The sequence below is a fragment of the Longimicrobium sp. genome, from assembly GCA_036389135.1.
Classification (GTDB): domain Bacteria; phylum Gemmatimonadota; class Gemmatimonadetes; order Longimicrobiales; family Longimicrobiaceae; genus Longimicrobium.
The window spans coordinates 81,685-93,686 of the sequence record DASVQP010000063.1; the positions used below are offsets into that span (position 1 = coordinate 81,685).

Annotated in this window: 12 protein-coding genes; 4 read left to right on the top strand and 8 right to left on the bottom strand. The window is 73.1% G+C overall.

Annotation, left to right across the window (positions count from 1 at the left end; genetic code table 11):
• Positions 1-89: 89 nt before the first annotated feature.
• The 4 genes from VF584_15480 to VF584_15495 form a co-directional block, all read right to left on the bottom strand.
• Positions 90-1,013, bottom strand: a complete 924-nt coding sequence (locus tag VF584_15480; GenBank protein ID HEX8211573.1) for a hypothetical protein — start codon at positions 1,011-1,013, stop codon at positions 90-92.
• Positions 1,014-1,105: 92 nt separating this feature from the next.
• Positions 1,106-2,014: a polysaccharide deacetylase family protein gene (locus VF584_15485; protein ID HEX8211574.1), complete on the bottom strand. Its 909-nt coding sequence runs from the start codon at positions 2,012-2,014 to the stop codon at positions 1,106-1,108.
• A complete protein-coding gene (locus VF584_15490; GenBank protein HEX8211575.1) occupies positions 2,011-3,477 on the bottom strand; it encodes a M56 family metallopeptidase in 1,467 nt (488 codons plus the stop codon). The genes VF584_15485 and VF584_15490 overlap by 4 nt, the downstream gene beginning before the upstream one ends.
• Positions 3,477-3,860 (bottom strand): BlaI/MecI/CopY family transcriptional regulator, encoded by a 384-nt coding sequence (locus VF584_15495; protein HEX8211576.1) that lies wholly within the window; start codon positions 3,858-3,860, stop codon positions 3,477-3,479. Before VF584_15495 ends, VF584_15490 begins: the two co-directional genes overlap by 1 nt.
• Positions 3,861-4,047: 187 nt before the next feature.
• On the opposite strand from VF584_15495, the gene VF584_15500 reads away from it, so the two are divergent.
• Positions 4,048-4,677, top strand: a complete 630-nt coding sequence (locus tag VF584_15500) for a class I SAM-dependent methyltransferase (protein HEX8211577.1) — start codon at positions 4,048-4,050, stop codon at positions 4,675-4,677.
• 31 nt (positions 4,678-4,708) lie between these two features.
• Here the strand turns inward: VF584_15500 and VF584_15505 are convergent, their stop codons facing one another.
• The 3 genes from VF584_15505 to VF584_15515 are packed head-to-tail and all read right to left on the bottom strand — an operon-like array spanning position 4,709 to position 7,010.
• Entirely contained in the window at positions 4,709-5,416 is a 708-nt protein-coding gene (locus VF584_15505; GenBank protein ID HEX8211578.1) for a carboxypeptidase-like regulatory domain-containing protein, read from the bottom strand.
• Positions 5,413-5,958 (bottom strand): hypothetical protein, encoded by a 546-nt coding sequence (locus VF584_15510; GenBank protein HEX8211579.1) that lies wholly within the window; start codon positions 5,956-5,958, stop codon positions 5,413-5,415. Before VF584_15510 ends, VF584_15505 begins: the two co-directional genes overlap by 4 nt.
• A 35-nt stretch (positions 5,959-5,993) precedes the next feature.
• The gene (locus VF584_15515; GenBank protein HEX8211580.1) at positions 5,994-7,010 is read right to left on the bottom strand and encodes a hypothetical protein; all 1,017 of its coding nucleotides are present in this window, start codon (positions 7,008-7,010) and stop codon (positions 5,994-5,996) included.
• Between the two features lie 119 nt (positions 7,011-7,129).
• Between VF584_15515 and VF584_15520 the strand changes: the two genes are divergently transcribed.
• The 3 genes from VF584_15520 (at position 7,130) to VF584_15530 (ending at position 11,186) form a co-directional block, all read left to right on the top strand.
• Complete coding sequence (locus VF584_15520) at positions 7,130-7,690, top strand: hypothetical protein (protein ID HEX8211581.1); 561 nt, start codon at positions 7,130-7,132, stop codon at positions 7,688-7,690.
• 527 nt (positions 7,691-8,217) lie between these two features.
• Positions 8,218-8,535: a helix-turn-helix transcriptional regulator gene (locus VF584_15525; protein ID HEX8211582.1), complete on the top strand. Its 318-nt coding sequence runs from the start codon at positions 8,218-8,220 to the stop codon at positions 8,533-8,535.
• Entirely contained in the window at positions 8,535-11,186 is a 2,652-nt protein-coding gene (locus tag VF584_15530) for an ABC transporter permease (protein ID HEX8211583.1), read from the top strand. The genes VF584_15525 and VF584_15530 overlap by 1 nt, the downstream gene beginning before the upstream one ends.
• Positions 11,187-11,191: 5 nt before the next feature.
• On the opposite strand, the gene VF584_15535 is transcribed toward VF584_15530, so the two are convergent.
• Positions 11,192-11,695, bottom strand: a complete 504-nt coding sequence (locus VF584_15535; GenBank protein ID HEX8211584.1) for a GNAT family N-acetyltransferase — start codon at positions 11,693-11,695, stop codon at positions 11,192-11,194.
• Positions 11,696-12,002: the final 307 nt, after the last annotated feature.

Here is a 12,002-nt window from a genome sequence, read left to right on the forward strand (position 1 = left end):
TATTGTTCCGCCGATGGTCCAGCGCTCCAGGGATCGAGCGCCGGCGCCCGGGAACAACGACTATGCCGGCGCCGGTGTGACGGCAAGCATCACGGAGCTGACGGACACAGCGCGGGCGTGGCGATCTGGTAGGTGTGCCACAGGCCATTGCCGGGCTGCCGCAGGCGGCGCAGGAGGTCGCCGTAGCGTGCGCCGTCGCCGAGGCGGGCGGTTTCCGGCGAGCGGCGGTTGCTGGTGAAGTACAGGGTCTTTCCGTCCAACGACAGCGTGGGGGAGTTCTCCTGGTCCACGGAGTTGATGGGCGCCGGGAGCGGGCGCGCGGCTCCCCAGGCGCCGCCCTCCCGGCAGCTCACGAAGAGGTCGATCCCGCCGAGCGTCCCCTCGCGGTTCGATCCGAAGAGGAGCATGGTGCCCTCCGCATCCACGAACACCCCGCTCTCGCGCCGGTCGGTGTTCACCTCGCGGACCGGCTCCGGGGCAGAGTATTCCGCACCCGCCGAGGCCGCGCGCCACAGGTCCGAGCCGTCGGGGCTGCTGCGGGTGAAGTAGAGCGTGCCGTCGCGCGTGAGCGAAGGATACAGCTCGTGCGCCGGCGTGGCGAGGCCGTCCAGATGGCGCGGCGTCCCCCAGCGGCCGGTCGGGTCGCGGGCCACCTCCCACAGGTCGTAATCGGAGCGCATCGCGGCACCCTCCCGCGGGCGCCGCGATGCGAAGATGAAGCGCGATCCGTCCGGCGAAAGCACCCCCTCCGCGTCCGAATGGCGGCCGGAGAACGGGAGCACCTCCGGTGGACCCCAGCGCCCGCCGCGCATCCGCGTCTCCACCAGCACGTAACCGCCGCTGACCTCCATCGAATAGATCGCGGTGCGCCCGTCCGGCGAAAAGGTGGGGCGGTACGTGGTCGCCTCCGGGATCGTTACCACGCCCGGCGCAAAGAAGCGCGGCACACCCTGCGCGTGCGCGCCGCCGCTGGAGAGGATCGCCAGCAGGATCGTGATGCGGAAGATGGGCATGGCGGCTCCGGGACAGGGTGGACGTTGAGGCGCGGGAGATCCGGGTGACCCAGCCGCGCCGGCCGTGCGGGCACACCACCCGGTTGCCAGCTCTACCGGACTTCAGCGCGATGAAGCGAATCCACCCAGGCCGGCTGGCGTGGTGCCTGGCGAAGGGTCATCCCGCGCGTGGCGGCCCAGCGCTCCAGCCAGGAGAGTCCCATGGGTCCCGTGTACGTGTCGCGCGACGCGTAAGCCGGGTCGCGGAGCGCATCCTCCAGGCGCACGAAGCGGTAGCCGCGGCGGCGGAGGATCGCCGCGACCGAGTCGAAGTGGTCTGCGTTGAGGCGGTTGGCGTGCAGCAGGAGCACCTGCGGGATCTCGCGCCCGAACAGCGTCCGCGACAGCGCTTCGAAGTGGTCGAACGACTCCGCCATGTGCCGCAGGTAGCCGTCCGCGATCCGCCGCATCTCGGCCGAATCCCCGCGCGAGGCTGCGCGCGCGTACACGATGGCGAAGACCCACTCCTGATTGTCGAAGGTGACCGGCGCCACCCGATAGCCGCGCCGGGCCAGGAAGCGATGCACCTCGTCCCGGTACGCCAGCGTGCGCCCCGTGTGGAGCGATGGGTGGCGGAAGAAGCGCGGACGGGCGCCGCGCACCGCCATCAGGAGCCGCGTCACCGAGTCGCCGCGCGCGATCTCGTCCAGGTAGCGCGGTAGCGGGGTGCGGTGCGCCGATGGGTGCGAGTAGGTGTGGTTGCCGAGCTCGAACCCCGCATCCACCCACATGCGGAGCTGCGCGGTGCGGGCGCGGGGGTCGGCGCGCAGGTTCGCCTCGTTCACGAACCCGGTCGCGGGCACGCCCTGCCCCCGGATGGAGGCCAGGAGCCGGGGGGTGATGTCGGCCGCGGAGGCGGGGAGATCGTCAAAAGTCACCGCCACGCTGCGTGCCTGCGCGGACGAGCCCGACGCCAGCGCGTGGACGACGCACATCACCGCGGCCGCGCGCGACGCCCTCACGGCACCACTCCGCTGCCCCCGTAAGCGGGCGCCCCCGGCCGCGCGCCCAGCACCTCGCGGGCGTACTGCGCATCCCATTGCCGGGGGCCGCGCGGGCCGCGCAGGTAGATCCCCAGCGCGGCCTGCAGATCGGAGGGGTGCTCGCGGAGGGCGGCGCGCAGGTAGCGGAAGGCGAGCCGCAGGTTGGTGCCGCGGTCGCGCAGCTCGGCGCCGGTCACGCCCGGCTGCAGCGACCGCGCCGTGGACGGTAGGATGCGCGCCAGCCCTACCCCGCGCTCGCCGGGGGCCGTCCGCTCCCTGAAGCCGCTCTCCGCGCGCACCACGCGGAAGGCGAGCTCGGGATCGATCCCCTCCGCCAGCGCCGCCCGCCGGATGTCCGTGGCGACCGTCAGCGTCACGCCGTAGCGGCGCGCGAAACTGCCCGGCGCGGCGGTGTCGGCCGCGACCCATGCGTCCGCGGGATGGGCGCTCGTGGTGCCCACGAACCCCAGCGCCAGGAGAAGCGCGGCGCCGAGCACGTACCCGGCGCCGGTCGCCCGCCCCGGAACGCCGCCGCGCGGGCGGTGCGGGTCGAGCACGGCCTCGATGCGGCGGCGAAGCTGCGTGGGGCGCGCCATCGCCGCGGCGGCGCGGGTGTCGGCGCGGTGGAGCGATGCGGCGATTGCCAGGAGGTGCCGGGCATAGTCGGCGGCAGGGGTGCGGGCGAGGGCGGCATCGTCGGCGGCGTGCTCGGCCTCCAGCCGCATGCGCGCCGCGGCGTGCCAGGCGAGCGGGTTGAACCAGTGCAGGGCGCAGACGGCCGCCGCCGCCCACTGCGCCGCGCAGTCGCCACGGCGCGCGTGCGCCAGCTCGTGCAGCAGCACGGCGCGGAGCCGCTCCGCGGGCCACGCCGCCGCATCGCCGGGAAGGAGCACGGTGGGGCGCCACGTTCCCCAGGTGACCGGAACGGAGCCTGCCGCGCCGACCCTCAGGCGCACCTCCCGCGTGATTCCCGCCTCCGCGGCCGAGCGGCGGGCGAGCTCGGCCATGCGCGCGTCCACCAGCCGCGGCGCGCGCGCCCCGATCCACCAGAGCCGGCCCACGCCCACTCCCAGCCTGGCGAGCACCGCCAGCGCCCCCGCCGCCCACAGCGCCACCAGCAGCACCGCCGCGGACGGGAGCGCATCGCCGGCCGAAACCGCGCCGGCGGGTAAACCGGGCGCGAAATCACCGGCGTCCAACCTCGCCGGAAACGCAGCGCTGCTCGCCGCGATGGTGGGGATCGGAATCCGCCAGAGCGGCGGCAGTATCGAGAGTGGTACGAGGAGAAGCACGCCGCACACGGCCCCGGTCCACAGCCGGTGGCGCGTGGCCGCGGAGGCATGTCGCAGCGCCCGGTTCCCGCCCGCCGCGACGGCCAGCAGGAGCGCCGCCCGCCACGCCATCCCCGCCAGCACCGCGACGACCGCATCCGCACCGGGCATCATCTCTTCCCCCCGCGCGCGTTCCTGAGCAGCTCCTCCAGCTCCGCCAGCTCCTCGGCGGACAGCTCCGCGGATTCCAGCAGCGCCGCCGCCGCCCGCACCGGCGACCCGCCGAAGAAGGTGCTGACCAGCCGTCCGAGCGCGCCCTGCTGCGCCTCGTCGCGCGGCACGGTGGGGAGGTACACGTAGCGCGGGCCGTCGTACTCGCAGCGCAGGTGGCCCTTTCGGGTGAGCTTGGCGAGCATGGCGCGCACGGCGGAGTATCCCGGCGGATCGGGAAGCTCCACCTGGATCTCGGCGGCGGTCGCGCGCTTCCGCCGGTACACCACGTCCATGATCTGCCGCTCGCGCGCGGTGAGAAGCAGTTCCGAGGGCAGGGTCATGCGGCGCTCCGGCCAGGGGGTGCTACGATCGCAGCATCATGCTACGATCGTAGCACATCCGGGGCGGTGGGTCAAGGATCTTCTTTTGATGCAGGATCTACCGCACGTTCAACGGATCGGCGCCGCTGTGCGTATGCCGTCTCGATGCCGGAGATGCGGCTCCTTCAGGATTACAGAGGAACAGGCGATGGACGACGAGAAGAAGTGGGTGGCCGCGGGGTACGAGCGGGCGGCGGAGCGGCATGCGGAATGGGCGGCGCACGTGCGCGTGGCGGAGCGCGCGGAGTACACCGAGCGCGTCGTGGACGCGTTTCCGGCCGGCGCGTCGGTGCTGGAACTGGGATGCGGGGCCGGGGGCCCCACCACCCGGCGGCTGGCGGCGCGGCACCGGCTGGTCGGCGTCGACCTCGCGTGGCGCAACCTCGAGCTCGCGCGAACCCACGCTCCATCCGTGGCGTTCGTCCAGGCGGACATGGGCGAGCTCGCCTTCCGGCCCGCCTCCTTTCACGCTGTGGTCGCGTTCTACTCCATCATCCACCTCCCCAGGGCGCAGCACGGCGCGCTGCTGGCCTCGGTCGCGGAGTGGCTGAAGCCTTCCGGGCTGTTCGTCGGCTCGTTTGGCACCAGCGACGCGGAGCGCGGCATCGACGAAGACTGGCTCGGGGTCCGCATGTTCTCCAGCAGCCATCCTCCGGACACCACCCTGCGCCTGGTGGCCGATGCCGGCCTTCGCACCCTCGACGCCCGGGTCCGCACCGAATACGAGGACGGGCGTCCGATCTCCTTTCTCTGGGTGGTGGCGGCGCGGGAGGGGTGATCCGCCGGACTCCGGGCCATCGGTTGGCCCGTCATCGCACGGCCACGGTGGTGTCCAGCGCGAGAGCGCTTTCCCACACGTCGTCGCGGTACGCGTGGACGATGCGGAGGGTGTAGGTGCCGTGCCTTACGCCGCGCACGGTGGCCTTGTAGCTGAACAGCCCGCCCGTGTCCATGCATTCTTCGCCGTCGGGACGCCCCTGCACCACCAGCGTCAGCACCGACTTTTCGCGGTGCGCGGCGGCGGCGAGCTGGTAGCAGGCGCTGGGGGTGGGAAAGGTGCCGAATACCTGCACGCCGCCCCACGCGCCGCGTGCGCTGGCTGGGCGAAGGAAGTTGGCGCTGTCCGGGCGAAGCTGCTCGAAGAAGCCGTCGACCTCCATCCGCCGGGGCCGCGCCGTCGCGCTGACCGGGTCCAGCACGAGGGCGGCCGCGGAGAGCGGAACCGCCACGCGCACCGTCTCGCCGGGGCCGACGCTGATCGTGCGCGGACGGGCATTCCGGTAGCCGATGCGCGTCACCTCCAGGCGGTATGCGCCGCCGCCTAGCACGAGCGAGAAGCGCCCGTCCGCGTCGCTGTGTGTGGTGCGCGCGGAGGGCCGGTCGCCCCCCGTCGCCACCACCCGCGCCCGCGGCACGGCGGCGCCGGACCCCGAGTCCACCACGCGGCCGACGACGGCCTGAGCTTCGGCGCCGCGGGCGAGGACACAGGCGAGTGCGAGTAGAGTGAGAGCCCTCACGGCTCGCGCAGCGCTTCGCCCAGGCGGTTCACCACGATGTCGCCCATCAGGCTCACGAAAAAGGATGGAGCGGGGCGGAAGCGCCAGCGTTGCGCGGCGGAGTCCGCGGCGGCCTCCTTGCCGGCCAGCACGATGCCCAGCCCGCCCGTCCAGCTCGCCCCGGCGTACTCCACCGTGTCGCGCACGAGGGCACCGCCGCCGAGGTTGAGGAAGAGGGTAGAGTGGCGGCCCGACCCGGGCGCGCCGTTTCGCGGTGTGTAGCCGAACGCGGTGCCGCGACCCACCTCCACCAGCAGGAAGCCGCGCCGGGGCGGGAGCACGTAGAGCTCCGCGCCGCAGCTCCACGCCGAGTAGTGTACGATGGCGCCCACGCGGCACACGGCGCCCACCTGGTCGGTCGCCATCGCGCGAAGCGACAGCTCCAGCCCCGAACGGGTGCCGAGCGCGAAGCCGGCTCCGATGGTGACGTCCCCCTGGCGCTGCGCGAGCGCGGGTGCCGCGCACAGGGCGCCGGCGAGCGCAAGGACCACAATGCGTATCATGGCTCTCCTCGTCGTGGACCGGGCCGCTCCTCCGATCAGCGGTCCGGAATGCGGACGACGCGCTGGCCCCGGCGATCCCAGCGCCAGGGCACCTCGCGGCCGTGCAGGTGGACCCCGCCCCACCAGCGGTCGATCCCCGCGAGCCGGACCCGGTCGGCCGTCCCACCGAGCACGTCGCGGCCCGCATCGGTGAGCGCGAGCGCACCAAAGGGCGCGGGGCCGTCCCCGGAGCGCGGCGCGATCGCGAGGAGCGGATGCGGACCGGCGGCCATCATCCGTATGCAGTGCCAGAGCGAGGTGTCGCCGATGAAGAAGACGTCATCCGCATCGTGGACGGCGCGGAAGAGCCGCACCGGGTCCGTGATCCCATCGCGCACCCCTTCCAGCACGGCGCGCTCGATCCGCCCCAGCCCGCTCTCCCGGTCGGGAAGCTCTTCCAGGAAGCGGCGCAGCGCGGGGCGCAGAAAGGGGAGCGGGGTGAGATCCTCCTCCACCATGAGCGCCTCCACGGCGGCGGGGTGCTCGGCCGCGAGCGCGTGCCAGGTGCGCCGTCCCAGCTCGAGCTGGCGCTCCGTGATGGGCTCGCGCGTCCCGAACAGCGGCGCGAGCTGGTCCGGCGAGAGCTGGCCGAGCCCCTTGAACGCCGGCATCCCCGGGTACGCGCCGATGCAGATCAGGCTAAGGGTCGTCGTTCCGAGCGGCTGCTCGGCGAAGTACGCCAGGTGGCGCACCAGGAGGAGCTGGTCGAAGAGGTCGTGCTCGAACCAGAGCACCACCTCGTCGTACTCCGCCCACCGCTCCAGCTCCCGGTCCCACCGCGCGAGCATGTCGAGGATGTCGCGCTCGCTTGCCCACCCCGCCTCCGCGAACAACGCCGCCCGCACCGCCCGACGCCGCTCCGCCGGTGTGTCGATGGGGAAGAGCGGGCCGTCGTGGAGCGCGTCCGCATACACGGCGTGGTCGCCCGGGACTCCGGAGCGCGCCAGCTTGTCGCGCACGACGTCGCCGTTGTGCACGTGGAGGATGCGGGGCCCCGGCTTATGTGCGGACATGATCTCTCGGGTGAAGGCTTGCTGATCCTCGAAGAAGATCGTTGCCCGCGCATCCCCGCCGCGCGCATGTTGCGAACGCGGCGGCCGGCAATCGATCGACACACCGACCTTTCCCCAACATGCCCACTGAAAGCGACGCCGTAAAGCGCGAGATGCTGCGCCACTTCCTGGCCGCCCTCGCGTACCGCACGCAGAAGGCCCTTCGCGGCGCGCCGGAGGACTTCGGGGACTTCTCCGCCGGCGCCGGCACGCGCACGCCGCGCGATCTCGTGCGTCACATGCGCAGCGTGATCGGCTACTCGCGCACGTACTTCATCGGAGGGCTGTACCGGCCGGAGGAGATGGCGAGCTTCGCCGTCGAAGTGGAGGAGTTCCACGCGGTGGTGGCCGACGTGGCCGCGCACCTGGCCGCCGGCACGCCGCTGCGCGACATTTCGATGGAGCAGCTTCTCCAGGGTCCGTTCAGCGACGCGATGACGCACGCGGGGCAGATCGCGATTCTCCGCCGCCTGGCCGGCTCCCCCGTGGAATCGGAGAACTTCCTCTTCGCCCAGATCTCGCCCGACCACCTGGGCTCCGACCAGCCCCTCCCCGCCGCCCCCGACAGCCGCTGGATGGGCGCCGCCCTGCACACCGCCTGGCGCCTATCCGCCTGGCTCACCCGCGTCACGCGCAAGTAGCCGCCCCGCCGCAAACACAACTCTTGACTTCCTCACCTATCTCTACCTATGTAGAGATAGGTGTCATCCTGAGGGAAGCCGCCCCAGCTGCCCCCGCGACACACAGGCCTCCTGCGGCGACCGAAGGATCTAGCCGGCGAGGCAAGAGGACGGCACGTAACGACGAGCCCCTCGACACGTGCAGTAGATCCTTCGCTCCGCGCTAATGTGTGGCACGGGGAAAGGGCGGAGAGCGCGTCGCCCAGGATGACAAAATGACCTCCGCTCTCGGGGTTTCCAGCAGCGTTCGTTCGCTCCCGGATGCGGGCTACGCCGTATGCCGCGGACGCGGGCAGCCACGCGGGGCGGCCCCTACCCGTAACGGTCCGATGGGCGGCCGTCGAGGTGGGGGAGAGGGTGGGCGCGATGAATCGCGCCCCTACCCGATCTGCGCAGCCCACACGGAGTTCTCCCCCTCGCCCGCCCTGCGCCCCCGCAGGCGGGGGAGGGGGCACTCACGCCACGCACTGACGCACTCACGCACTCCCATGCCCCTGCGCCTCACCCGCCCCACCGCCACCGTCCTCCTGGCCCTCTCGCGAGGCTTCCGGCACGGCTTCGACATCCTGGACGCCACGGGGCTGGAGAGCGGCACCGTGTACCCGATCCTGCGCCGCCTGGAAGACGCCGGGTGCGTGCGCTCGGAATGGGAGGAGGTGGAGCGCGCGCGCGAAGAAGGGCGTCCGCCCCGGCGCTACTACGAGCTAACGGGCACCGGCGCGGGCACGCTGCGCGAGGCGCTGGCGCGGTACCCGGAGGCGCGCGGCACGGCGGTGCCCGGCGGGCTGCGGCCGAGACCGGCCTGATGCCCCGGCCTCCGGGGTTCGCGCTGGTGCGCGCCGTCCGCTGGCTGGTGCCGCGCCACCTGCGCGATGCATGGCTGGCGGAGTGGGAGGGCGAGCTGGCCTGGGGGTGGCAGCGCGCCGAACGCGGCGAGAACCTCTCCGCGGCACGCGCGCGGCTGCACTGGCGCGCGCTGGGAGCGTCGTCCGACGCGCTCTGGCTGTGGCGCAGACATGGAGCGACCGAGATGATCGGCTTCGACCTGCGGTACGCCGCGCGCTCGCTGCGCCGCCGCCCCGGCTTCGTGGCGGTGGTGGTGCTGACGCTGGCCCTGGGCGCGGGCGCCGCGGCGGCGGTCTTCTCACTGGTCAACGGCGTGCTGCTGCGGCCGCTCCCCTTCTCGCAGCCCGAGCGCCTGGTCGCCATCCAGGGCCGCGCCACCGGCGGCGACCCCGAGGCGGTCTCGCAGCCATCGTCGTACCTGGACTACCAGGACATGCGCGCGCAGCTTCGCGGCTTCGAGCAGCTGGCGGCGGTGCGCGGCGAGGACGTCACCCTCACCGCCCCCGGCGCGCGGCCGGCGCGGATCGGCGCGCAACTCGTCACCGCGAGCGCCTTCCCGGCCCTGGGGATGCGCCCCGTGCTCGGCCGCCCCTTCCTGGCGAGCGACGAGCGGCCCGGCGCGGAGCCGGTGGCGATGATCACGCATGCTCTATGGCAGCGCCGCTACGGCGGGTCGCCTGCGGTGCTCGGCAGCCGCATCACGCTGGACGGCGCGCCCGCCACCGTCGTCGGCGTGCTGCCGGACGAGGCGCGGCTCACGCCCGAGACGGAGATCTGGCTGCCGCTCGTCCCCGGCCCGGCGGAGGAGTCGCGGGCCACGCACCGCTTCACCGTGCTGGGCCGCCTGCGCCCGGGCGTCACCATCGAGCGCGCGGCGCGGGAAGCATCCGCCGTGGCGAAGCGGCTGGAGGAGCGCTACCCGTCCGAGAACGCGAAGCGCGGCGCGGCGGTCATCCCCCTGCGCGAGGCGATCGTCGCCGATGCGCGGCCGGCGCTGCTGACGCTGTTCGGCGCGGTGCTGCTGGTGCTGCTGATCGGCTGCGCGAACCTGGCGAGCCTGTTCATGGCCCGCGCCCAGTCGCGCGAGCGGGAGATGGCGGTGCGGGCCGCGCTCGGCGCGGGGCGGGCGCGGCTCACCCGGCAGTGGGTCGCGGAGAGCTTCCTGCTGGCGCTGGGCGGCGGCGCGGCGGCGCTGGCGGTGGCGTGGGTGGGGATGCGCACCCTGGTCGCCTTCGTCCCCACCGCCATCCCTCGCGCCGGCGAGATCGCGCTCGACCAGCCCGTGGCCGCCTTCCTGATCGGGGTAATGGCGGTGGCCGCCATCGGCTTCGGCGCGCTGCCGGCGCTCCAGTACCGCGACGCATCCGTATCGCTGGGCGCGCTGCGCGAGGGCGGGCGCGGCGCCACACCCGGCCGCCGGCGGCGCCGCATGCGGCAGGGGCTCGTGGTGGCCGAGGTGGCGCTCGCGACGGTGCTGGCCATCAGCGCGGCTCTGCTGGTGAAGAACCTCTGGCAGCTGGAGCGCGCGCGGCTCCCGCTGCGGCCGGACGGGGTGACGTTCGTGCAGCTCCAGCTTCCGCAGGGCCGTTACTCCGACCCGGCCAAGGTGCTCGACTTCTTCGACCGTCTGCGGCGCGAGGTCGCCGCGGCGCCGGGGGTGCGCTCGGTGTCGTTCGCTTTCGAGCACCCGGTGAGCGAGGGGTGGACCTCCAGCTTCTCGCTCGTGGGGCGCCCCGAGCCGCCCGTGGGGATGTGGCCGGAGTCGCGCATCCGGCCGGTGTCGCCCGGCTACTTCCGCACGGTGGGGCTCCCCCTGGTGCGCGGCAACGACGTCTCCGATGCGGACCGCTTCGGCACGCCCGGCTCCGTGGTGGTGAACGAGGCGTTCGTGCGCGAGCACTTCCCCGATGGCGACGCCGTGGGCCAGACCATCAACCGCGGCCAGATGTGGTGGCCGGGGCAGCCTACGCACTTCCGCATCGTGGGCGTGGTGGCCGACGAGCCGTTCCGCGGCGTGGGCCGGCCCGCAGACCCGGCGACGTACTATCCGCAGGCGCAGTTCCCCATGAACGACATGTGGATGGCCGTGCGCGCGGACGGCGACCCGGCCGCGCTCGCCCGCACCCTGCGCGAGCGCGTGTGGCGCGTGGACCGCGACCTCCCCGTGGAGCGCGTGCAGACGCTGGACGAGCTGCTCGGCGACGCCGTGGCCGCCTCGCGCTTCAACGCCGCGCTCCTCGCCCTCTTCGCCTGCGCGGCGCTGTGCCTGGCGGCGGTGGGGATCTACGGCGTGCTCTCGTACGGCGTGGAGCAGCGCACCGGCGAGATCGGGGTGCGGATGGCGCTCGGCGCGAGCCGCGCCCGCGTTATCCGCCAGATCGCCGCAGAGGGCGCGGCGGTGGCGACGGCGGGCGCGGCGCTGGGGCTGGTGGCGGCGTTCGCGCTGGCGGGGGTGCTGCGGTCGCTGCTGGTGGGCACCGAGGCGCAGGACCCCGTCGTCTTCGCGCTCGTCCCCACGCTCCTCGTGGCCGTCGCGATCACCGCGGCTTGGCTCCCCGCGCGCCGCGCCAGCCGCATCGATCCGGCCGGGGCGTTGCGCTGCGAGCGGTAATCCGCCTACGGCCGCAGTCGAGCCATCATGTGAGCATCCACGTACTCGCCGCCGCGGAAGCCGTATCCGACCGCGGTGCCCTCCACCTCGAAGCCGAAGTTGCGGTAGAGCCGGATCGCCGGCTCGTTGTCCACGTAGACGGTGAGCTCGATGCGGCGCACGTTCAGCCAGTTGTCCGCGAGGTCGACCGCGGCGGCCACGAGCGCGGTCCCGACTCCGCGCCCCGCCCACGCGTCGTGCACCGTCATCCCGAGTAAAGCCGCGTGGCGCCTGCGTGGCTTCGACGGGTTGCCGTGCAGCCCCAGCATCCCCACCACCTTTCCATCCACGACCGCCACGAGGTTGTACGCCCCCTCCGGCGGCCGCTCCAGCCGACCCCGCCAATCCTCCAGGCTGGGAAACGGGAGCTGCATCGTCCCCCATACGGCGCCCGGATTCGTAAAGATCTCATGGATCTCCGCCGCGTCCCCCGGCTCCGCCCGCCTGATCCTGATCTCCGTCTCGCTCATTCGTCGCCCGTCGCGGGTGGTACGCTGGATCGTCCTCCAGTTTCGTGGCGGATTCACGCGACAGCAAGCCCAACGCGGAGTCGTGGCAAGATTCGCGTAACGCTTCGCTCAGGATGCCAAGATGGTGGAAGCGCCCCGGGTTCTCTCTGCCACCCTGGAACTTGGACGATGGCGGGCCTACCTTACGCGCGCCGATCGAGATGCGCGTCCCGGTATCCCCACTCCGACAATCCCACATGAGAACAGTTCTACTCGCCTGTCTTTTGAGCCTCACACTATCGGCCGCTCACGCGCAGGACACCGCCAG